We start from the raw sequence: 23,077 nt of genomic DNA on the forward strand, positions 1-23,077 counted from the left end.
AAAACCTCTGCCTAATTAAGACAGAGGTCATTTGAGAGGCAAATTAATGACTGGAACTACTCGTTTTCGAAGTTTGTCTCGTTCGCTTCAACGACTTCAAGCGGAATTGAAGCTTCTTTTAAAATCGACAAGATTTCTTCTGGTGGCTGCTTGTTGGTAAAGATCATGTTGAGCTGAGCGATATTGCCTAGCTTCACCATGGCATTCCGCCCAAATTTGGTGTGGTCGACGGCGAGAAATACACTGCGGCTGTTGTCGATGATCGCTTGTTTGACCCTGACTTCGTGGTAATCAAAGTCTAATAGCGAGCCATCAAAGTCGATACCACTGATGCCAAGAATGCCAAAGTCGAGACGGAACTGTTTAACGAAGTCGAGAGTGGCTTCTCCAACAATGCCTCCATCGCGACTTCGAACTTCACCGCCAGCTAAGATGACTTTGATCTCTGGGTTGGGGAAGAGAATGGTTGCCACGTTGATATTGTTGGTAACCACGCGTAGCTGTTTATGGTTTTTATTGAGCGCTCGCGCAACCGCTTCTGGTGTGGTGCCGATATCAATAAATAGAGTCGCGCCATCAGGAATGTGCTTGACCACCTCGTCTGCAATGACATCTTTTTCATTGAAGTTGAGCGCTTTACGCGTGTTGTAAGATGTGTTTTCAGAACTGAGAGGGATGGTTGCACCACCGTGATAACGACGAATTTTGTTGTCGTCGGCGAGTTCATTAAGATCGCGTCGGATGGTTTGTGGGCTGACATTGAATCTTTCTACCAACTCATCCGTGCTGACATAGCCTTGTTTTTTCACCAACTCAACAATCTGTTGGTGTCGAGGTATTTGCTTCACTTACCACTCCCTTGTGCATTGGTAACGGCCAATGCTTCAAATTCGAAGCTCTATTGTGCTCGAATTTGCGCGTTGTGAGAAGTAAGCGAGTTCAGGAATCAGGGGCAAAGCGCAAAAAGAGCGCACAAATGGCGCTCTTTTTTCGTATGGAGGTGAGATTAATCTTCTTCGTCGTGAAGTTCAGACCAGGTTTGCGCACATTTCACTGCGCGTTTCCAACCCTTGTAACGACGATTGCGCTTTTCTTCATCATCGTGCGGCTCAAACGTGCGATCAAGCACCGCTTTATTCTGCAACTCGTCAATGCTGTCCCAGTAACCCACGGCAAGGCCTGCAAGGTAGGCTGCACCAAGAGCCGTCACTTCTGTTACTTGAGGGCGGTGTACTTCTGTATTCAATACATCGGATTGGAACTGCATTAGGAAGTTGTTCGCTACCGCACCGCCATCGACGCGAAGATTCGCCAACTTAATACCTGAATCGGCTTGCATCGCATCCAGTACGTCACGAGTTTGGTAAGCGATGCCTTCCAAAGTCGCACGGATAATGTGGTTTGAGTTCACGCCGCGAGTAAGGCCGACAATCGTGCCACGTGCGTAGGCATCCCAGTATGGTGCGCCTAAACCAGTAAAGGCAGGCACGACATAAACGCCGTTTGAGGTATCCACTTTGGTTGCGAAATATTCAGAGTCTTCTGCACCGTTCAGGATTTTTAATTCATCACGTAGCCATTGGATAGAAGCACCACCCATGAATACGGCACCTTCAAGCGCATAAGCAGGCTCACCTTTCGGACCACAAGCCAAAGTTGTCAGTAGGCCGTGCGTCGAAGTGACTTTTTCTTGGCCCGTATTCATTAGCAAGAAACAACCCGTGCCGTAAGTGTTTTTCGCCTGACCCGCTTCAACACACATTTGGCCGTAAAGCGCAGCTTGTTGGTCACCAGCAATACCAGAAATAGGAATACGAGTACCGCCTTTACCACCAATGTTGGTCTTACCGTAAACTTCCGATGAACGTTTTACTTCTGGCATCATAGATGCTGGGATACCAAGCTCATCTAACATTTTCTGATCCCAACATAGATCGTTGATGTTAAATAGCATGGTACGCGATGCGTTAGTGTAGTCGGTCACGTGAACGCGGCCTTGAGTCATCTTCCAAACTAACCAAGTATCGACGGTACCGAACAACAATTTGCCTGCTTCTGCGTCTTCGCGCGCGCCTTCAACATTGTCCAGAATCCATTTCACTTTGGTTCCTGAGAAGTAAGGGTCAAGCACCAAACCTGTGTTGTCACGTACGTAGTTTTCTAGACCACGCGCTTTTAAATCTTCACAGATGTCAGCAGTACGGCGACATTGCCATACGATCGCATTGTAAACGGGTTTGCCTGTTTCTTTATTCCAGACAATGGTGGTTTCACGCTGGTTAGTAATACCGATAGCCGCCAATTGGTCGCTACGGATGCCAGACTTAGCTAGAGCTTCTACCAACGTAGAGCTTTGTGTTGCCCAGATTTCCATTGGGTCATGTTCTACCCAACCTGCCTCTGGATAAATCTGAGTAAATTCGCGCTGTGCGACGCTTACGATGTTCGCGTCATGATCAAGAATTACTGCGCGAGAGCTTGTCGTACCTTGGTCTAGGGCAACAATGTATTTTTGCTCAGTCATGGTAAGAATCCTTTTGTTTCGTTATTTATATTTTAGTAAATGTTCGAGTTGCGTCAGTTTTAAGCTCTAGCTTCTTCTGTTTCTTCTTCCGTCTCACATTGGTTTGGAATTGTACAGCCGTGGCCTTGTTGTGGAAGGTAAGCCGCAATCGCTTTTGGATACAACCAACCACCAAAACACGCACCTGCAATCGGAGCAAGTAAAGGCACGATAAAGTAAGGAATGTCTTTAGCTCCTGTCAGAGCGTAATCCCAGCCTGCGAAGTAAGCGAACAGTTTCGGTCCAAAGTCGCGCGCAGGATTCATCGCGAAGCCAGTTAGTGGACCAAGAGAACCACCGATCACGGCAATCAAAATACCGATTAACAGCGGGTTCATTGCACCTCGTGCAGCGCCGTTATTTTCATCGCCCAAAGCCAAAATCGCAAACATCAGCACGGCAGTGATAACGAATTCCACAGCAAAAGCGCCAAAGAAAGAGAGGGAAGCATGTGGATAGGTTGAGAAGATACCAGCGGTTGCTAGTGCATCTTGGCTACTGCGGACGAAGTTATGTGCGATTTCGTAGTCGGTGAAAAGGTTGCTGTATAAGCTGTAAACCAACGCAGCAGAGCAGAATGCGCCAAGCATTTGGGCGATGATGTATGGCACCACTTTCGCCTTATCAAAACCATGGAACATAGCGAGTGCGATGGTTACCGCTGGGTTGATGTGCGCGCCTGAAACGCCGGCAGTACAGTAAATAGCGATGGCGACACCTAGGCCCCATACAATACTGATTTCCCATTGTCCAAATGATGCGTCTGTTAGAACTAAGGCTGCGACACAGCCTACGCCGAAGAAGATAAGTAGTCCTGTACCGATAAACTCGGCCAAACATTCTCCGAGCAGAGAGGGGTGTTTGTTCGTTGTCATGTTAAAAGTCCTTTGATCATTTTTGCCTGTCTAGCACGATACTATTGTGCACATATAAACGTTTGCGAAAACAAACGCGCGTTAAAAATGAGCGTTTGAGCATAGAATTGTTAATCAAAGTCTTCGTTTTTGTTAAATGGCGCATCTTTTAATCGAAAAAGAAAACAACGAAAAGAACTTCTTTGCTACGAAGTGTGTTTTGGAAGCGCTCAAATTACCGATGTGAAAAAGAATGCACAACTGGTAAGAGGAGTTTTGTGAAGCTGCTACGTGCTTGGGGATTTATTACTCAGATTTTGCGTAGTAATTAACCCTAAAGAGGTAAGGCGAGGTCAAGTACCTCAAGGACTAGCGGTGATATAAGAAAATGCGTTGCAATGTTTATATCTCGAGAGGAACTTGTTATCCAAATTAGTGTTAATTATGAAAATGGAGAGGAAAATAAACGCGGTTTATGTCTTGTGTTCGTGAATCACTGTCTAGGTTTGAGTTCAGATAACATTAGTTTTGTTATTTCGTTTGATACTAAGCGCGAACATTTTTCATCTTTTTAGTTATTTAGTGGTTTCGCGTAACAAGGATGGATGTGAAACACCCTTTTTACGGTTAATTTGTGTTCTTATTCGATCCTTTGTTTCATTGGTTTCGAATTAGAATGCTCAAATGAGAGGTTTAAACATCAGTTTCATATTAACTAATTATGAGTAAAGTTGAACGATGGTCTAATTAATGCGCTCTAATTTACTGTATTTACTTATATTTAATTCATGTGCAACATTTGTCACAGAAATAAAATCCTAACTCAATACAATTCATGAGCTTTCGAACGAAGGTTTTTTTGTTTCGTTCGCTCCTTTTGTGTTTTTTACCATCGCATACAAAATAATGAGGTTCCTATGTTTGGAATATTCAAACCTAAGGCGCACATTGATCGTCTGTCCCCAGGCAGTATCGATAGCACCTACTCTCGCCTCCGTTGGCAACTCTTTATCGGTATATTTGTTGGCTACGCCGGTTACTATTTGGTTCGTAAAAACTTCAGTTTGGCGATGCCTTATCTTATCGAGCAAGGCTTTAGCCGCGGAGACTTAGGTGTCGCGCTGGCAGCTGTTTCCATTGCATATGGTCTCTCTAAATTTCTAATGGGCAGCGTTTCTGACCGCTCCAACCCTCGCTACTTCCTAAGTGGCGGCCTGTTGATGTCTGCATTGGTTATGTTTTGCTTTGGCTTTATGCCATGGGCGACTGGCAGCGTCACTGCGATGTTCATTTTGCTTTTCTTGAATGGTTGGTTCCAAGGCATGGGGTGGCCCGCATGTGGACGAACCATGGTGCACTGGTGGTCACGTAAAGAGCGTGGTGAGATCGTTTCGGTTTGGAACGTGGCACACAACGTGGGTGGCGGTTTGATTGGTCCACTATTTATTCTTGGCCTGTGGGCATTTAACGATGATTGGCGCACTGCATTTTATGTTCCTGCATTTTTCGCCACGTTGGTTGCTGTGTTTGTTTGGATGACGGTTCGCGATACGCCTCAATCTTGTGGTTTGCCACCGATCGAAGAGTATAAAGACGATTATCCTGATGACTATGACAAGTCGCACGAACAAGAAATGACAGCCAAGGAAATCTTCTTTAAGTATGTATTCAACAATAAGCTGCTTTGGTCGATTGCAATTGCAAACGCATTTGTTTACCTAATTCGCTACGGCGTACTGGACTGGGCACCTGTTTACCTAAAAGAAGCGAAGGATTTCTCGGTAGATAAATCGTCATGGGCTTACTTTTTATACGAATGGGCCGGCATTCCAGGCACATTATTGTGTGGTTGGATTTCAGACAAATTGTTCAAAGGTCGTCGTGCACCTGCTGGCATCTTATTTATGGTGCTAGTGACCGTTGCAGTGATGGTTTACTGGTTTAACCCTGCTGGTAACCCAATGGTGGACATGATGGCGCTGATTGCAATTGGCTTCCTAATCTATGGTCCGGTTATGCTGATTGGCTTGTACGCACTTGAACTCGCTCCGAAGAAAGCCGCTGGTACTGCTGCTGGTCTTACTGGTTTATTTGGGTACTTAGGTGGGGCAGTTGCCGCAAACGCGATTCTGGGCTACACGGTAGACCACTTTGGCTGGGATGGTGGCTTTATCATCTTAGTGGGTTCTTGTATTACTTCTATTGTGTGTTTGATGTACGCCTTCTTAGGTGAGCGTGCGCACCACGAGCAAAAAGAGCGCGAAAAGGAAGCGCTAGCGTAATATTTATTTAAAGAGGCAGTGGAATACTGCCTCTTCGCTTTATCAAGGAAATAACAATGAAAACAAAGTCAGTATGTCTTACTTTTTTAGCACTTAGCCTCTCAGCTGGTGCGATTGCGAAACCGCTTGTAATTGCACACCGTGGCGCATCGGGTTACTTGCCTGAGCACACGCTAGAAGCCAAAGCGCTTGCTTACGCAATGAAACCTGACTACATAGAACAAGATGTGGTAATGACGAAAGACGACCAGTTGGTCGTGCTGCATGACCATTATCTCGATCGCGTAACGGATGTTGCGGAGCGTTTTCCTGATCGCGCACGCAAAGACGGTCGCTACTACGCGATTGATTTCACACTGGCGGAAATCAAATCGCTGCGAGTAACTGAAGGCTTTAATATCGATGACAAAGGTAATAAGGTCGCTGGTTATCCGACACGATTCCCAATGTGGAAATCGGATTTCACCGTGCCGACGTTTGCTGAAGAGATTGAGCTGATCCAAGGCTTAAACAAAACGCTGGGTTATGACATCGGTATTTACCCAGAAATTAAAGCGCCTTGGTTCCATCGTCATGAAGGTAAGGACATTTCTAAAGCAGTACTTAAAATCTTGAAGCAGTACGGTTACGACTCGCAAGACGATAAAGTCTACCTGCAGTGTTTTGATGCGAATGAACTTCAACGCATCAACAGTGAGCTCATGCCTGCAATGGACATGGACTTAAAGCTCGTTCAGCTTATGGCTTACACGGACTGGAACGAAACTATGGAGTACAAAGGCGATACAGCAACACCATACAGTTATGACTGGATGTTCGAAGCCGACGGCATGAAGAAAGTGGCGAGTTACGCGGAAGGAATTGGACCTTGGAAGCCGATGCTGGTGGATGATAAGTCAACCAAAGACAACATCATCATCAAGCCGTTGATGAAGGCTGCAAAAGACGCTGATTTACAAGTTCATCCATACACGTTCCGTGCCGATCCAGGACGCATTCCAGCGTACACGGACAGTTTTGAAGGCATGATGGATGTGTACTACAACCAAGTGAAGGTGGATGGTTTGTTTACTGACTTCCCAGATAAAGCGGTCAGCTTTTTAAACCAGTAACCAGCACTCACGAATTTTGCTTTAAGCTAAAAAATCCCCCAACAGTTTCCTGTTGGGGGATTTTTCGTAGGGCTAATTCACTGCAAGCCAAGTTAGCCTCGCTGAATCAAGCATCTCGAGGTTATTTAGGTATTCTTATTAGTTGTTTTTATGCAGTTCGCTGTTCAGTTCAACCGCGCTCTTGTTTGCAAGACACTCGATTTGACCAGTTACAGAGTTACGACGGAACAGTAGGTCAGAAACACCAGCAAGATCGCGAGCCTTAACCACTTCGACTTCTTGACCTTCAGAATCTAGCATGAGTACTTTAGAGCCAGCGGTTACGTACAGACCTGATTCGATAGTACAACGATCACCCATTGGGAAGCCAAGACCTGCGTTTGCGCCTAGTAGAGAGTTTTCACCGATGGAAACCACCACTTTACCGCCGCCAGATAGTGTACCCATGATAGATGCACCGCCACCGATGTCTGAACCGTTACCAACAACAACGCCAGCAGAAATACGGCCTTCAACCATGCTTACGCCAGTAGTTCCCGCGTTGAAGTTGATGAAGCCTTCGTGCATAACAGTTGTGCCTTCGCCAACGTGTGCGCCAAGACGTACGCGAGAAGTGTCTGCGATACGAACACCAGTTGGTACCACGTAGTCCACCATTTTAGGGAACTTGTCTACGCAATCTACGCTTAGCGTACGGCCAGCTAGGCGAGCTTCGATTTGACGCTCAGCCAGCTCAGGTAGGTCGATTGGGCCTTCGTTAGTCCATGCGATGTTGTGTAGTAGACCGAAGATGCCATCCAGTACTGTGCCGTGTGGCTTAACTAGACGGTTGGAGATAAGTTGAAGTTTTAGGAAGCCTTCAGCAACAGATTGTGGTTGTTCATCCGTAGCTAGGATAACCAGTACAAGCGGCTGTGCTGATTCTGCTGCTTTGGTTGCGAAAGATGCGTTTGCTGCATCGCCGTTTGCTTCGAAAGCCGCCGCAAGTTCTGCGCTTTGTGCTGCAGAGATCTCGATAGCTTGGTTGCCTTGTTCGTAACCTGCTACTGCTGCTAGTGCGTTAACAAGCTCTTCATTTGGGTTAAGAACAGGGTTTGGAAAAAACGCTTCAATGATTTTGCCATCGCGGTTTTTAGTCGCTGTACCAAAGGCTAGAGAAAAGAAAGCCATAGTTGATCTCCATGTGTTGAGTCTTGTGTCTCGTCTGTTCACTGACAAGAAATAATTAAGTTGTCAGCCATCATAATGAGAGTGCTAGGGAGTTTAAAGAGGGGAAATAGATAAAGTCTGTAGATGGATACCTTTTGTCTTTTGGGAGATATGTCTGTCTGATGAGAAATGTGGTTGTGAGGTGGTCAATTAGCAGGTGTTTGTTGAAATGAAAGAAGGCGATTTGTCGTATCTGTGCTCGAAAGAAAGGGCGATCTTTCCATGATGATGTGTGCCTTCAGATACAAAAAACGCCACATGATGCGGCGTTTCTTTAACAAATGAGAGGCTTATGCAGCGTCTTCTTGCTTATCTTCTTCTACAGATTCAAGCTTTTTTGCTTTCTTTGGTGCCGGTTTGCGTTTTGCACCCAGTGCGTAAAGCACTTCTTCTTTGTTTTGAGCGAGGTACATCGCAAGATCTTCTTGCTTACCTTCGTCTTCTAGAAGTTCACTTTTACCTAGCAGCGTGAATAGTTCGTCTGCCATGTCTAGCATTTTATCGTATGCGTCAGCTTCCGCTTTAGAGGTAAAAGTCATTTTCTCTTCTCCATTGCGTTCTACCACGTACTTGACGATTACAGCCATGGTTGGTCCCCTAACTTGGTGTATTGATACTGGCTTTTTATACAGTTTTTGACCAGTTAAGTCTAGCGACAAGCCTAAGAATGAGAGACACGTACAACTAACTGACCAGCATTTAAACTATCTCCGTTTCACTTGGAGGGCGTATTCTCTAGATAAAGATTATTTGGTCGTTCCCAATCTTGGCAAAATTCGATAAACGTTTTGAGCAATGGGCTTTGATATTTCTCTTTATGAACCAGTAACCAGAAGCGACGTTTCATATCTAAAGGCATGTCGAGCAGTTTTACGCGGCCGTCACGAATAGCAGGTTCTGCAGACAAACGTGACAAGCAACCTAAGCCCAGCCCAGCAGATACTGAGTTGATCAATGCTTCGGTGGTATTGAGCTGAAAAGCTTCATGCCAATGTTCCAAGCGCGGCGCGACAACGCGCATAAAGAATTCGCGTGAACCAGACCCCGCCTCTCGCAATATCCATTCGCTGTTTTCTAGCTCGGTTAAGTTTACTGGCCCTTCGTGCGCGGCTGGGGAATCTGGCGCGCAAATCACGCACATTTCATCTTCGCTAAACTGGGTGGACTGCAATTCAGGATGAAGAGTTTTACCCTCAATGAGGGCAATGTCTAACTCGTAATCGGTCAGCATGTCGCAGATTTGTGCAGAGTTAGAAATGAACAGGCTTTGAGAACGATGGTTCGTTTGCTGACGAAATTCGCTAAGCAAATAGGGCGCAACTTGGTTGCCAATGGTGTCGCTGGCACCAATGCGAAGTTGGCCCGATAGCGCTTGGTCACCATCGAAAATGCTCTCGATGTCTTTGGCTCGGTTGAGTAATTCATCCGCCAGTGGCAACAGTTTTTGACCTTCTTGGTTCAAAATCAGTCGGTTATTAACACGATCAAACAAGTGATGGCCGATCTGTTTTTCTAATTCTGAGAGTGCCATGCTCACTGCCGCTTTCGATAAAAAGAGACTATCAGAAGCTGCTGTGAGCGTTTTGTGCTGCGTGATCGTCGTAAACACTTTCAGTTGTTTAAGAGAAATGTGACTTGCCATACCCCACCGTTAAGTAATTTTGAACGTTTGTTTTAAATAATTAGATATATCAGAACGAAGTGCAAGCGTATTATACGCTCCATCAAGAGTGAGTCTGGTTGAGGTCATCATGATTCAAAGAACAAAAGCAAAAGTAATGGGAGCACCAACTCCAATGGCGGGTTTGGCTCTTGGTATTGCAAGCTTGGGCTGGAGTTGGGAGAACTTCGCCGAATTACATGGCTACGGACAGTGGATTAGTGCGGGTATCGCGAGCGTATTATTGGCTATATTGGCAACCAAGTTTTTGCTACATAATCATCTATTGAGACAAGATCTTGCTCATCCGGTTGTGGGTAGCGTGGTTCCGACATTTGCGATGGGCACTATGGTGGTATCGAACTCTCTCGGCCATTTTTACCCATTGGCTGGTGATGTGCTTTGGCTGATTGCAGTGGTTCTGCACATCGTGTTCTTGGTGAGCTTTGTTTACCATCGCGCCAAAGATTTTGAATTGCACCACATGGTTCCTAGTTGGTTTGTACCGCCAGTGGGTATCATCGTTGCGGATGTGTCTTTCTCTGGCAACCCGATGTTAGCACCAGTAGCACAAGGTGCATTGATGTTTGGGATGGTGGCGTACGCGATCATGTTGCCGATGATGATTTACCGTTTCATGTTTACCCATGAAATTCCGGATGCAGCGAAACCAACAATGGCAATCATGGCAGCGCCAGCAAGTCTATCATTGGCAGGGTACTTAACGGTCACTGCGACACCATCACCAGTGATCATCGCTATGCTATTTGGTATCGCGGTATTGATGACAGCCATCATTTACCTCGCATTCTTTAAATTGCTTAGACTGCCATTTAGCCCAGGCTATGCGGCGTTCACTTTCCCGATGGTGATCGGTGCGACGGCGCTGTTTAAAATGGCGAATTGGATGGAGTTGCAAGGATTGGCTGCGCACTATGTTCAACAAGTGCGAGGCTTAGCTGGTCTTGAGTTGATTGTGGCAACATTTGTTGTCTCTTATGTGGCTTTACAATACATCAACAACTTATTGATTCAGCCACGCTTGATGCACGCTCATCACGCTTAAATAGCAGATAGGGAAAAGCCTCTTGGTCTTACAGCCAAGAGGCTTTTTTATTTCAATCGGCGTCGATGTTGGACACTAGCCTTTTTTGTAAAATCGCGACATCTCATCCAGAGAATGACGAATGATATCGACAGGAACTTTCTGTTCTTTCTCGACTTTTAACTGGCGATTCAGTTGCTGAGAGTGCCCGCCAGGGTTGACCACAAGCATCAGTTCTTTGCCGACCAATGCATAGTTGTAGTAGCTGCCAGCAATATACCAATCGCGAGGGGCAGAACTATCAAACAAGTTATGACCAACGCTGTATGAACTCGTTGTGCCTTGAACGTCAAACAGCGTATTCATCATGGTTGGCACGACGTCAAAATGGGTCGTGCGGTAATCAATTTGCTCTGGTTGACGATTTGGCATGTACACGTAAAGAGGCACATGCACTTGTACGTCACTGTAGTTACCCGTGTGGCCCCAATAGTTCATCTTATGGTCATTAAACTCTTCACCATGATCAGATGAAATCACCACAATGGTATTGTCTAAGTCGACGTTTTTCAGCACATCACCAATCAAGCTATCGATGTAGTACAACGAGTTCTTGTATCGATTGTGGTAAAGCGAAGCGTCAAAATCGTTGTTGAGCAAAATGTGGTCAACGCGTTCCCAGTATGGTTTGAATTTCGCAAATTCAGGTTCAGGAAACACCGTGCCGTGGGCGGCATCGTAGAACAGAAAACCAAAGTACGGCTTGTCGCTGTCCTGCTTTTGGAACTCGATGAACTTGTCTGTGATCTGCTGATCGCGCTCGACTGCCGTTTCCCCACTTTGTTTCAAGGTCAAGTCCGACACTTTTTTGAATACCGTGCGAGAAAGTGGCGGGCTGGTGAGCGGTGCCGAGCCAAAAATGCCCATGCGGTAGCCTTCTGCTTGCAGCGTATCCATAAAAAGAGGAGAGCGTTGGCTTGCGTAAAAGCTTTCCCAGTAGGTCGCGGGCAAGCTGTAAAACAGGCTGAAAATACCCGCTTGAGTTGAGTTGCCGCCGCTCATATGTTGTGTGAAATTCACTGTTTTTTCGGCGAACTTGCTGACATTTGGCATGACTTCTGGCGTCGCATCACTGTAGCGCCACGCGTCAACCAAGATAAACAAAACATTGGGCTGTTTCTCTTTGCTTTGCACTTGAATGGGCGCAAGCGGGTAGTTGAGTGAGCTACGTTCAATGTTGGTTAACTCTACGCGGTTCTTCGATGCAATGTTCTCATCCACTAGGTCGTGTTTGTAAATAAATTTACGAGCCGTCAGCGGGTAGTAAAGTGGCCAGTTATTCGAAAACTGACTGACTTCATCGTCGTAAAGCGCGTTTTTGTACGCATGAATCATCTGTGTGCTGAGCAATACAGCAAACCAGACGCTGATCAAAACGAACTTAGCTCGGCTTTGTGCCAGTTTATTACTTACCCAAACGGTACAGGCGAGCCCGATCACCAGAACGGCAACTTCACTGATGAAGATTAGCCAACTCATCCACGAAATATCGAAGACATCACCGCCACCTTCGAAAAACATACGAATTAATAGGGCGTTGATGTGAAGTTTGTATTGCTGAAAAACGAGGATATCGACTTTAAACATGATCAATAGACAGATCGCGATAGCGATCACGATGCCTTTGAATGCTCGAGTCGGTAGAAAAGAGAGCAATAAACTCAACAACATAAATGGAAGAGCGATCAAGCCCAGCCAGCCATATTGAGTCGAAACCAAATAGTAACCTTGCAACAAGGTTAGTGGTTCATTCTGATTGTTAGACAACACAAAAGGATAACAAGCGATCGACAGATACACTGCAAAGCAAGCAAAAAAAGCAATCAGCCAAGCGCTGTTGAAAGACAGTTTGCGAAACATACTTTTTGTTTGTTTATAAATTATGGGTAGTGGGATTATAAAACAGTGTTTTTTATTATGGAATAGTTGCGACGAATGTCACATTTTGTATGGAGGTGTCAGAATTGATTGACATGTGAAAATTAAGAAGATTCATACTCTATTTGAGTGATATATAATCTTTTGTTTTTTCAGAACGCGAGATCACTGCGGGTTTAAATGGGGCTGTGCTAAGCTAGCTAACAGTTTCAATCGGCGCTCGGTATTCCCAATTTGTTTACTGTTTATCACTCCAACCAAGTTGACGTTCTTAAATCACTCCTTGTCGAACTGATTCGAATCAGTCCGCTGGAAAACCCGTTCGAAAAAGAACAAATTCTGGTTCAAAGTCCGGGCATGTCCCAGTGGCTAAAAATGGAATTGGCCAAAGAGTTTGGTGTTGCCGCGAACATTGATTTTCCGCTTCCTGCTACCTTCATTTGGGAAATGTTTACGCAGGTGTTGCCAGACGTGCCCAAGCGCAGTGCGTTTAACAAAGAAGCGATGACGTGGAAGTTGATGCATCTGCTACCGGGGCTTCTCAACCAAGACGTGTTTTCGCCGTTAGCGCAGTACCTCAAAGATGACAGTGACCACTCTAAGCTGTATCAGCTGGCTGAGAAAATTGCCGATATTTTCGATGGTTACTTGGTGTATCGTCCGGAATGGATCGCAAGTTGGGAAGCTGGGCAGAGTGTGGCAGAGCTGGAAGATGAGCATCCGTGGCAGCCGATCTTATGGCAAGCGTTGTACGATCACACTGTGTCGCTTGGGCAGTCCCCTTATCACCGCGCTAACCTTTATGAGCACTTTATCGACACATTAGCGAATTTTAACGGCAACTTTGACCATTTACCCAAGCGTTTATTTGTTTTTGGTATTTCCTCGTTGCCGCCACGCTATATGGATGCGCTAAAAGCAATTGGTGAGCACATCGATGTGCATCTGATGTTCACCAACCCTTGTCGCTATTACTGGGGTGAAGTTCGAGATCGTAAATATCTGGCTCGCTTGGCGGCGAAACATCGTCAGCACGTTGTGTGGCAGGACGATCACTCGGAAGTGCAAGGTGAAACTGAGCAACTGAAAGGCTCATTGGAAGATAATGTGATCGATGAGCTGCACACCGATGTGGTCGGAAACAGTCTGTTGGCGTCCATGGGTAAACTCGGGCGTGACAATATGTATCTGTTGTCTCAGCTGGAGTCTCATGAAATTGAAGCGTTTGTTGATGTTGAGCGCGACAGTCTGCTCCATCAATTGCAAGCGGATATTCTCAATCTTGAAGAACATCAAGATGACCAACAGATTGAAAACAGTCATCACAAACAAGTGGTTAGCTTGGGTGATAAATCACTTAGCCTACACGCGTGTCACAGCCCGATGCGTGAAGTGGAAGTGCTGCATGATCAACTGTTGGCGATGTTCGATGCTGACTCAACGTTAAAACCGCGCGATATTATCGTGATGGTCGCAGACATCAACGCTTACAGCCCTGCGATTCAGGCGGTCTTTGGTAACGCACCGGGTGAGCGTTTTATTCCATATTCGATTTCTGACCGAACCGCCGATCAAGAGAGCCCAATTCTGGCCGCATTTATGCAGTTGGTGAACTTACCCAATACGCGCTGTTTGGCATCAGAACTACTCGAACTTCTGGAAACGCCGACGATATTAAAGCGTTTTGAACTCAGCGAAGATGATTTCTTACAAGCTAAACAATGGGTTGAGGAATCGGGAATTCGCTGGGGGTTGGATGCCAATACCGGAAGCGAATTTGAACTGCCGGAAACCCGTCAAAACACATGGCAATTTGGTATTCAACGCATGTTGCTTGGCTACGCGATGCCAGAATCCGCAGGTTTGTTTGAAACCGAGCAAGGCAGTTTATCTCCGTACAACGAAGTGCAAGGCATGGGCGCAGAGCTTGCGGGAAAGTTGGCACACTTTATCCAACAAATTAGCACTTATCGAAGCAAACTTTCTCATGTTCAGACTATTGATGGTTGGCGAGAGACTTTGGTTTCACTGCTGGATGACTTCTTCTCAGTTGAGTTAGAAGGCGAAATGGCGCTCAAATCCATTCGCGATACGCTCAGCCAACTCAAAGAGCAATTAGCTGATGCCGCATTTGCTGATGCGTTATCGCCGTCAATCATCAGCCAATACCTTCAAAACAAATTATCTGGCACACGAGTCAGCCAGCGCTTCCTGGCTGGTCAAGTGAACTTTTGTACCCTGATGCCGATGCGCTCTATTCCGTTTAGAACCGTCTGTCTACTGGGGATGAATGACGGCGTGTACCCGCGTTCCATGCCGCCAGAAGGCTTTGACTTGATGACGGGAAGAACCAAACCGGGCGACCGTTCGCGCCGAGATGATGACCGTTACCTATTCCTCGAAGCGATGTTGTCTGCACAGCAAACGCTCTACATCAGTTATGTTGGCCGTTCAATCCAAGACAACACCGAGCGAGTGCCTTCGGTTCTGGTTTCTGAGCTGATGGAATACTGCCACCAAAACTATTGTTTAAGTGGTGATGAAGCGTTGCCCGTTGATGAGTCTGGCGACAACTTATTAAATGCGTTGGTGAATACCCACGCCATGGTGCCGTTTAGCCCAAGTGCGTTCCAAGGCACGCACGCTAGCTACGCGAAAGAGTGGATTCCAGCGGCATTGACTCAAAGTAGTCAATCGCAAGGCTATGTTCGTCGTGATTTTAATCGGGCATTAGACGACTATCTGTTAGGAGCGACGTTCCCACTTGAGCTCGACTTAGTCGAGTTGCAACGTTTCTGGCGCTTACCTGTGCAGTATTTTTTCAATCGTCGTTTAAAAGTAATCTTTGAACCGCCACTGCCGGTGATGGAAGACGACGAACCCTTTGTTTTAGGTGGTTTGGAAAGCTATCAAATGCGTGATGAGCTGTTAGAAACCTTGCTTGAAACGACATTGATGCAGCCAGAGAAAAAAACAGAGGTGCTTAAACACTTTATGAGTCAACAGCGCGCGCAAGGCAAACTGCCGGTGGGGGCGTTTGGTGATATCGAATTTGAAACCAACCGAGTTCAGGCGGAAGAGCTGGTGGACAAACTGGCGTTTTTATCTGGTGCGCCTCAAGACGATTTGGAAATCGACCTGACGTTTGACTCCTTATTTGAGCGAAATGAAGGCGAAGAGAAAAACGTTCGCCTGACTGGTTGGCTAACCCAGTGTTACCAATCTGGGTTGATTCGCTACCGAAGCGGTAAGATTCGAGCGCAAGATTACCTGGCTGCGTGGATCGATCACCTTGCCATGTCGGCGTCGGGTTATGCCAAGAAAACTCATCTGATTGGCTACGATCGTAAAGAAGGCGCGCTGCATTTGATCTACCCAGACATTGCCGATGCGCAGTATGCCAAACAGCTACTGACTGAATTAGTTCGCTTGTTCTTCGAAGGCATGACTAAGCCTTTGCCTTATTTCCCTAAAACGGCGTTGGCTTGTGTTGAAGCGGGCTTTAGCCGTGGTCAGTGGGTCGATGACGAAGAGAAATCTTTGAAGAAAATGGCTGACGCATTCAATGATGGCTTCATGAGTCCGGGCGAAGGCAATAACGCGTACATCTCTCGAATTTGGCCTGCTTGGAATGATGAGTTGGCCTCAGAAGTTCGTTTGCTGACAGCATTAGTACTGCAAGGTGCGCGCTTAGCGGTTCAAGACGCTGATGACGTAAAAGCGTAATAAAGACAGTTGGATAAAGAGAAGGAAGAGTAGGGTGGCCGCCAGAAAATCATTATTTTTTGTAGGGCGTTCGCTGTACGGCCACAAGGTCAGAGGGACCATGATACTTTTGTTTAATTCATTTGAGTTGTGCCGCCAAAAAGGTTTGGCTTATCTCGTGGGGCGCATACTAACGGTACGTCTTATGGATAACCGTGAGAAAGATCTCACAAAGCTCTAAATTATCCAACTTGTTAAACATATTAATAGAATTTTTAACTATAGATCACATTTATTAGGTGATACGTCCTAGTAAATAATCCGGAGAGATTCAGCGTTATGGATCAAATGTCAGGTGCAGAGTGTCCTCTACATACGTTAGACAGCACAGAGCGGCCTCAACCAACGCCACTAGAACCGATGACGTTTCCTCTGCATGGTGCGAGGTTAATCGAGGCATCAGCAGGTACAGGTAAAACCTTCACTATTGCAGGTTTATATCTGCGCCTTTTGCTTGGTCACGGCTGCGCGGAAACTAGGCACCGCGTACCGCTTACGGTCGACCAAATTCTGGTCGTAACCTTTACTGAAGCGGCAACTGCGGAATTACGCGATCGTATCAGGGCAAGAATCCATGATGCGCGAATCGCGTTTGCGCGTGGACAGAGTTCCGATCCGGTGATCCAACCTTTGCTTAATGAGTTTGACGATCACAAGCAAGCCGCAGAAATTTTATTGCAGGCAGAGCGTCAGATGGACGAGGCGGCGGTCTACACGATTCACGGTTTTTGCCAACGTATGCTAACGCAAAATGCGTTTGAATCTGGCAGCCGATTTAACAACGAGTTTGTGACCGATGAAAGTCACCTAAAAGCGCAAGTTGTAGCCGATTACTGGCGCCGCAATTTCTACCCGTTGCCATTTACCTTGGCTGGGGAAATTCGCCAGCTATGGAGCTCTCCATCTGCGTTGTTGTCTGACATCAGCAATTACTTAACTGGTGCACCGTTAAGCCTTTCCGTTCCTGCAATGAAAGGCAGTTTGGCTGATCTTCATACTGAAAATTTGAAAAAAATTGATGAATTAAAAGCACAGTGGCGAGAAAGCCAAGATGACTTCTTCACGCTGATTTCAGATTCAGATATTAACAAACGCAGCTACACCAAAAAGTCTCTGCCGACGTGGTTGGAGGCGGTAAACGCTTGGGCAGCAACGGAAACCACAGGTTACGATTATCCAGACAAGCTGGAGAAATTCGCGCAAAACGTCTTGTTGGAAAAAACACCGAAAGGCAGTGCGCCGCAGCATGCGGTATTTGAAGCCATTGAAACATTTCTTGCCAATCCAATCAGCTTAAAAGCGCCACTGCTTGCTCATGCGATTGAGCATTGTCGTGCAATGCTGGCCAACGCGAAAAATCAAAAACAGTGGCTCTCTTTCGATGATTTGCTGACGCAACTTTCTGCTTCTATCGATACGGACGAAAGCGAGCTTTTAGCGGCGCGTATTCGTACTTTGTATCCCGTCGCAATGATTGACGAGTTCCAAGATACCGACCCGCTTCAATACAGTATTTTCAGTCGTATTTATCTGAACAACCCGGAATGTGGTTTGTTTATGATCGGTGACCCCAAGCAGGCGATTTATGGCTTTCGTGGCGCAGACATTTTCACTTATATCAAAGCGCGTAACCAAGTAAGTGCCCACTACACGTTAGGAACCAACTGGCGTTCTAGCGCAGATATGGTGCAGGCGGTAAACCAAGTATTTGCTTTGCCCGATAGTCCATTTATCTATGATTCGGATATTCCCTTCTTACCCGTTAAGTACAGTCCCAATGCCGAAAAACGCATTTGGACTATGGGTGGCCAAAAGCAACCGGCGCTGACTTATTGGTTGCAAGAAGCGGACGATAAACCGCTACCAAAAGGCGAGTATTTGACTCGAATGGCGGAGGCGACCGCAAGCCAAATCCAAACCATTTTGACGCAGGCTCAACAGGGGCAAGCGTGTCTGGTGAATGGCGAAAAACAGAAAGCGGTTCAAGCGGGCGATATCGCAGTATTGGTTCGAACAGGTAGCGAAGGTCGAATGATCAAACAAGCGCTAGCAGACCAAGGCATTGCCAGCGTGTACCTGTCTAACCGAGACAGTGTGTTTACCAGTTCGGTGGCACAGGATTTACAGCGTTTGCTACAAGCAGTGCTGACTCCAGAAAATGACCGTGCGCTGCGTGCAAGTCTTGCCTCTGAGCTGTTTGCCCTCGATGCAGCAAGTTTGGATGCGCTTAATAACGATGAAATTGTGTGGGAAAACGCCGTTAACGAATTCAAAGAGTATCGCAAACTTTGGGTTCAGCGTGGTGTGCTGCCGATGTTGCGCGCGGTGATCAGTAAACGCCATATTGCCGAGCGATTACTAGAAGAAGGTGCGAGTTCACAGGGTGAGAATGGTGAGCGAGTACTTACCGATTTAATGCACATCGGTGAACTGCTGCAACAAGCCAGTAATGAACTGGATAGCGACCACGGCCTGCTGCGTTGGCTCGCTCAGTCTATCAGTGATGCGGAAAACGGTTTGGGTGGCAGTGATGACCAAATCCAACGTTTAGAATCGGAACGTAACTTAGTGCAGATCGTAACTATTCACAAATCAAAAGGCTTGGAGTATGACCTCGTATTTCTGCCGTTTGTGTTCAGCTATCGAGAAGCCAGTGAAGCCAAATATTACGATGCAGCCAATGACCGCACGGTACTGGATATCACTGGCAACGATGCGTCCATGAAGCAAGCGGATAAAGAGCGTTTGGCGGAAGACTTACGCTTGATATACGTGGCACTAACGCGAGCTGTGTATGCGTGTTTTATTGGAGCCTCGCCTTTGCGCAATGGTCGTTCGACCAAAGAGCCAACCGGCGTACACCGTAGTGCGATTGGCTATTTGATTCAAAATGGTCAAGAAGGTGGCATTAACGATTTGCACCAAGGTTTAACAAAACAACAAGACGAGCTTGATTGTGTCGTTGTGGCCGATCCGCCGCAGCAACTCGAAGAGAAGTACGTAGCGCCACAAGAAGAAATAAACGATCTTAGCGCGAAAGAGCTGCAAAACCCTATCGATAGAAACTGGCGCATCACCAGTTATTCTGGCTTGGTCAAGCAAGGCTCTCATCACGCCGAGCATGATGCCACGATTGAGATTACGGGTTTTGATATCGACTCATCTGAAGAGCAAGACGAAGCGGATTTGGTGGAGCCAGAGCGTTCTATTTTTACCTTCCCTCGCGGTGCGCGTCCGGGTACGTTCCTGCACAGCCTGTTTGAGGAAATTGAATTTACTCAGCCAGCCACGACGGAAGAGAATACACAAATCATCCTTGGTTTGATGGAAAGCGAACAGCTCGATGAAGAGTGGTTGCCCATTTTACAGCAATTGATTGATACCGTACTCGCAACGCCGTTGGATGGTAAATCTTTGCTGCTTAATCAAAAAGCACCGTCGCAACGTTTGGTGGAGATGGAATTTTTGTTGCCGATTGAAGTGTTGTCTGCGCCGGCGTTAAACCGAGTCATTCAACGTCACGATCCGTTGTCGGCGAAAGCGGGGGATTTAGGTTTCCAAACCGTGCAAGGCATGCTCAAAGGTTTTATCGACTTGGTGTTTGAACATCAAGGTAAATACTACGTGCTTGACTGGAAATCGAATCATCTTGGCGACGATGTGACGCACTACCATGGTGAGGCTCTGAAATCGGCCATGGCGGATCACCGCTACGATTTGCAGTACCAGATTTACGCGTTAGCACTGCATCGTTTCCTACGCAGCCGATTGGCGAATTATCAATATGAGCAGCACTTCGGTGGTGTGTATTACTTGTTCTTGCGCGGTATGGATGGGCAGAGTGACCACGGCATTTTTGCCGCGAAACCAACCTTAGACTTCTTACAAGAGATGGATCGTTTGATTGATGGTCAAGCACTTGAAACGCGCTCAACTCAAGCCGGGCAGATGGAGCTACTTTAATGACGACAAATCACAATCTTCATTCTGGCCAAGATAGTTTATTGGTAGTGCTGGAACGCTTGGCGCACAAAGGTGCTATTCGTCAGCTCGACTACCAATTTGCCTGTTTTATTGACTCTCAAACGCATGATGAACAGTCGGATAGCCAAGCACTGGCGTTTATCGCGGGTGTTGTCAGTAGTGAGCTTGGCAAAGGACATATCTGCCTGTCTCTGTTCGATGCACAAGGGCAATCTACGGATTTAGCCAGTAAGCTAGGGCTGTTTGGTGAGTCGGCATTGGCGCTCAACACACAGTTGCAAGGCATAGACTGGATTCAAGTATTAAAAAATTCCACCGTGGTCGGCGCGCAAGGAGAAGCCTTACCGCTGATGTTCGATGGCGAGCGTCTGTATCTGCACCGCTATTGGCATTATGAAGTGACACTGGCGGAAAAGCTTAATCAGTTGGGCGCCGCAGTTAACTTGCAAGCGCAAGAGTTTTCGCGATTATCCGAGTTGCTCAACCATCTGTTCGCACGCCAATACCATTTTCTGTTTAACGCGTTGGGCAAAGCAGTAGAAGCGGGAAGCAGCAACCAAGTGTTGCGTCAACAATTGGTGTGTGATCACCTTGATGTGGTCGCAAGCGAATCGTTGGATTGGCACGCCATTGATTCCGTGCTTAGCAATGCGCGCAAGGTTCAGGATTTGCAGCAACTGGATGAGCTGGTGCCACTTTCAGCTTGTGTGAACTGGCAAAAAGTCGCGGCGGCGGTTGCGTTAACTCGTCGATTTGCTGTGATTTCTGGTGGCCCTGGTACGGGTAAAACGACGACAGTAACCAAATTGCTTGCTGCTTTGATTGAACAGGCGACGCACGAGAAAAATCTAACCATCAAGCTGGTGGCCCCGACGGGGAAAGCGGCGGCGCGATTAACCGAGTCCATTGGTAAAGCAGTGCAAGAGCTGCCAGTTTCTCCGGAGCTAAAAGCCAAAATTCCGACTGAATCGAGCACCTTGCATCGATTGCTTGGCGCGATTCCTAATAGCGCAGAATTTCGTCACAACAAGCAAAATCCACTGCATTTGGATATTTTAGTTATCGACGAAGCGTCGATGGTCGATTTACCGATGATGTACAAAGTGGTCGATGCCTTACCGAAACATGCGCGGCTGATTTTGTTAGGTGATAAAGACCAACTTGCCTCAGTTGAAGCAGGGGCAGTGTTGGGTGATATCTGTTCGTTCCATGCATTGGGTTATGGCAAAGAGCAGGCGTCAGCCATCGCAAAACTGACGGGTTTCGATACTTTAGCCCATACGGGGAACAGTGCCTCCAGCATTGCCGATAGCTTATGTATGCTGCAAAAGAGCTACCGATTTGACGCTCGCTCAGGCATTGGTCAGTTGGCAAAAGCGGTTAACTCAGGTTCTGCTGCGAGTGTAGATAACGTCTGGGCGCGTGACTTTTCCGATATCGAACATTTCGCGCTAAGTAGTCAGCACTACAACCAAATGATGCAGACGTTGGTGCAGGAATACGGTCGTTACCTCAAACGCATTGGACAACAGGAAACCGATCCTGAAACCGGAGAGCCAGAGTCGCTAACGCGTAAAGCCAAAGCGGTATTAGATACCTTCAACCAATGCCGACTGCTTTGCGCGATTCGTGAAGGTGACTTTGGTGTTGCTGGGCTAAACCAGCGCATCGAGAAAGCGCTCGCGGCGCGCAAGTTCATTCAGGTTCAGGATGAAATTTGGTATCACGGTAGACCTGTCATGGTTACGCGTAATGATCATGGTCTAGGTTTGTATAACGGTGATATTGGTATTTGCATGCGAGATGACAGTGAAGAAGAACCGCGTTTGAAAGTCTTTTTCGAGTTACCTGACGGCAGTGTGAAATCGGTCTTGCCAAGCCGAGTGCCTGAACATGAAACGGCTTACGCCATGACCATCCATAAATCGCAAGGCAGTGAATTTGATTACACCCTGATGATTTTGCCACCAGACTTTAGCCCGATATTAACTCGTGAGTTGATTTACACAGGCATTACCCGCGCGAAAAAGCGTTTAGCTCTTTACGCCGAACTCAACGTTCTGAAGCGAGGCATTAAGGTGAAAACGGCTCGCGCGAGTGGATTAGTACAGCGGCTTACGAATTAATTTTTACTTGTGATTGTGACATTTTCGAAGATGATTCTTTGTGGCGGGTCTTATATCCGCCATTTCGTTTTCATGAAAAATGGATTGCTATTGAGTAATATTCTTCCTTAAAGGTATATTTCTCCTTTCTCATTCGCATATCAAAGGCAACTGAATATGAGTTTGCTCGACTCGTCTTTTCTAACCTTCTTTATCGCCGGAGGAGGCGCGTTTTTATGGTTCGTTATTATCGGAGCAATTTTTATATTTTTTATACCACCAAAGGTGAAGCGGTTTGCTTTTAATCCGAAACATTATTCAGAAGTAGAGTTAGCTTTAGTCTCAGGTTTTCACTTTGGTGCTTTAATTCATGGTGTAGGCTTAGTTGTGGCGGTCGCTTTACCAACTTTCGCGAAGAGAAGGGGCTTTGCTGATGTTCATCAAGTTTGCTCCGGTCTATTCATCGGACTTTGCCGTATTTATATAAGCGTTTTATTGCTGCTAGCTATGATCACTTTAGCCTCAATGGTGGTTTGGATGTCTATTACTTGAGAGCTGGA

14 protein-coding genes are annotated in these 23,077 nt (G+C 46.6%); 7 read left to right on the forward strand and 7 right to left on the reverse strand.

Annotated features, from left to right (window positions below):
• Positions 1 to 56: 56 nt before the first annotated feature.
• From MSG33_RS13305 to MSG33_RS13315, 3 genes are all read right to left on the reverse strand, one after another.
• On the reverse strand, positions 57 to 848 hold the full coding sequence (locus MSG33_RS13305) for a DeoR/GlpR family transcriptional regulator (protein WP_006742414.1): 792 nt from the start codon (positions 846 to 848) through the stop codon (positions 57 to 59).
• 158 nt (positions 849 to 1,006) lie between these two features.
• Positions 1,007 to 2,524, reverse strand: a complete 1,518-nt coding sequence (gene glpK, locus MSG33_RS13310; protein ID WP_006742415.1) for a glycerol kinase GlpK — start codon at positions 2,522 to 2,524, stop codon at positions 1,007 to 1,009.
• Positions 2,525 to 2,583: 59 nt separating this feature from the next.
• Positions 2,584 to 3,438 carry an MIP/aquaporin family protein gene (locus MSG33_RS13315; protein WP_248381266.1) on the reverse strand — a complete coding sequence of 285 codons (855 nt, stop codon included), beginning with the start codon at positions 3,436 to 3,438 and terminating at the stop codon, positions 2,584 to 2,586.
• Between the two features lie 896 nt (positions 3,439 to 4,334).
• Here MSG33_RS13315 and glpT point away from each other — a divergent pair.
• The gene (glpT, locus tag MSG33_RS13320) at positions 4,335 to 5,699 is read left to right on the forward strand and encodes a glycerol-3-phosphate transporter (RefSeq protein WP_006742417.1); all 1,365 of its coding nucleotides are present in this window, start codon (positions 4,335 to 4,337) and stop codon (positions 5,697 to 5,699) included.
• 56 nt (positions 5,700 to 5,755) lie between these two features.
• Positions 5,756 to 6,811, forward strand: a complete 1,056-nt coding sequence (gene glpQ / locus MSG33_RS13325) for a glycerophosphodiester phosphodiesterase (protein WP_248381267.1) — start codon at positions 5,756 to 5,758, stop codon at positions 6,809 to 6,811.
• A 138-nt stretch (positions 6,812 to 6,949) separates the two neighbouring features.
• Here the strand turns inward: glpQ and dapD are convergent, their stop codons facing one another.
• From dapD to MSG33_RS13340, 3 genes are all read right to left on the reverse strand, one after another.
• Positions 6,950 to 7,981 carry a 2,3,4,5-tetrahydropyridine-2,6-dicarboxylate N-succinyltransferase gene (gene dapD / locus MSG33_RS13330; protein ID WP_074191726.1) on the reverse strand — a complete coding sequence of 344 codons (1,032 nt, stop codon included), beginning with the start codon at positions 7,979 to 7,981 and terminating at the stop codon, positions 6,950 to 6,952.
• 329 nt (positions 7,982 to 8,310) lie between these two features.
• Positions 8,311 to 8,607, reverse strand: coding sequence for a YebG family protein (locus MSG33_RS13335; protein WP_041852896.1), 297 nt, complete (start codon positions 8,605 to 8,607; stop codon positions 8,311 to 8,313).
• Positions 8,608 to 8,735: 128 nt separating this feature from the next.
• Positions 8,736 to 9,662, reverse strand: coding sequence for a LysR substrate-binding domain-containing protein (locus MSG33_RS13340; protein ID WP_134647125.1), 927 nt, complete (start codon positions 9,660 to 9,662; stop codon positions 8,736 to 8,738).
• Between the two features lie 109 nt (positions 9,663 to 9,771).
• On the opposite strand from MSG33_RS13340, the gene MSG33_RS13345 reads away from it, so the two are divergent.
• Positions 9,772 to 10,746 carry a TDT family transporter gene (locus MSG33_RS13345; RefSeq protein WP_005484954.1) on the forward strand — a complete coding sequence of 325 codons (975 nt, stop codon included), beginning with the start codon at positions 9,772 to 9,774 and terminating at the stop codon, positions 10,744 to 10,746.
• Between the two features lie 75 nt (positions 10,747 to 10,821).
• Here the strand turns inward: MSG33_RS13345 and MSG33_RS13350 are convergent, their stop codons facing one another.
• Positions 10,822 to 12,645, reverse strand: coding sequence for a DUF3413 domain-containing protein (locus MSG33_RS13350; protein WP_248381268.1), 1,824 nt, complete (start codon positions 12,643 to 12,645; stop codon positions 10,822 to 10,824).
• Between the two features lie 252 nt (positions 12,646 to 12,897).
• On the opposite strand from MSG33_RS13350, the gene recC reads away from it, so the two are divergent.
• The 4 genes from recC (at position 12,898) to MSG33_RS13370 (ending at position 23,069) form a co-directional block, all read left to right on the forward strand.
• Positions 12,898 to 16,389, forward strand: a complete 3,492-nt coding sequence (recC, locus tag MSG33_RS13355; RefSeq protein ID WP_248381269.1) for an exodeoxyribonuclease V subunit gamma — start codon at positions 12,898 to 12,900, stop codon at positions 16,387 to 16,389.
• Between the two features lie 327 nt (positions 16,390 to 16,716).
• Entirely contained in the window at positions 16,717 to 20,391 is a 3,675-nt protein-coding gene (gene recB, locus MSG33_RS13360; protein WP_248381422.1) for an exodeoxyribonuclease V subunit beta, read from the forward strand.
• The gene (gene recD / locus MSG33_RS13365) at positions 20,391 to 22,538 is read left to right on the forward strand and encodes an exodeoxyribonuclease V subunit alpha (protein ID WP_248381270.1); all 2,148 of its coding nucleotides are present in this window, start codon (positions 20,391 to 20,393) and stop codon (positions 22,536 to 22,538) included. Before recB ends, recD begins: the two co-directional genes overlap by 1 nt.
• 156 nt (positions 22,539 to 22,694) lie before the next feature.
• Entirely contained in the window at positions 22,695 to 23,069 is a 375-nt protein-coding gene (locus MSG33_RS13370) for a hypothetical protein (protein WP_248381271.1), read from the forward strand.
• Positions 23,070 to 23,077: the final 8 nt, after the last annotated feature.

Origin of the sequence: Vibrio sp. 1CM7H (assembly GCF_023161645.1) — a bacterium.
In the GTDB taxonomy this organism is placed as follows: domain Bacteria; phylum Pseudomonadota; class Gammaproteobacteria; order Enterobacterales; family Vibrionaceae; genus Vibrio; species Vibrio diabolicus.

Coding starts and splice junctions, on each gene's coding strand:
- glpK (WP_006742415.1), bottom strand. CDS start 2,524: ATGACTGAGCAAAAATACATTGTTGCCCTAGACCAAGGTACGACAAGC.
- MSG33_RS13370 (WP_248381271.1), top strand. CDS start 22,695: ATGAGTTTGCTCGACTCGTCTTTTCTAACCTTCTTTATCGCCGGAGGA.
- MSG33_RS13335 (WP_041852896.1), bottom strand. CDS start 8,607: ATGGCTGTAATCGTCAAGTACGTGGTAGAACGCAATGGAGAAGAGAAA.
- MSG33_RS13340 (WP_134647125.1), bottom strand. CDS start 9,662: ATGGCAAGTCACATTTCTCTTAAACAACTGAAAGTGTTTACGACGATC.
- recB (WP_248381422.1), top strand. CDS start 16,717: ATGTCAGGTGCAGAGTGTCCTCTACATACGTTAGACAGCACAGAGCGG.
- MSG33_RS13345 (WP_005484954.1), top strand. CDS start 9,772: ATGATTCAAAGAACAAAAGCAAAAGTAATGGGAGCACCAACTCCAATG.
- dapD (WP_074191726.1), bottom strand. CDS start 7,981: ATGGCTTTCTTTTCTCTAGCCTTTGGTACAGCGACTAAAAACCGCGAT.
- MSG33_RS13315 (WP_248381266.1), bottom strand. CDS start 3,438: ATGACAACGAACAAACACCCCTCTCTGCTCGGAGAATGTTTGGCCGAG.
- recD (WP_248381270.1), top strand. CDS start 20,391: ATGACGACAAATCACAATCTTCATTCTGGCCAAGATAGTTTATTGGTA.
- glpT (WP_006742417.1), top strand. CDS start 4,335: ATGTTTGGAATATTCAAACCTAAGGCGCACATTGATCGTCTGTCCCCA.
- MSG33_RS13350 (WP_248381268.1), bottom strand. CDS start 12,645: ATGTTTCGCAAACTGTCTTTCAACAGCGCTTGGCTGATTGCTTTTTTT.
- glpQ (WP_248381267.1), top strand. CDS start 5,756: ATGAAAACAAAGTCAGTATGTCTTACTTTTTTAGCACTTAGCCTCTCA.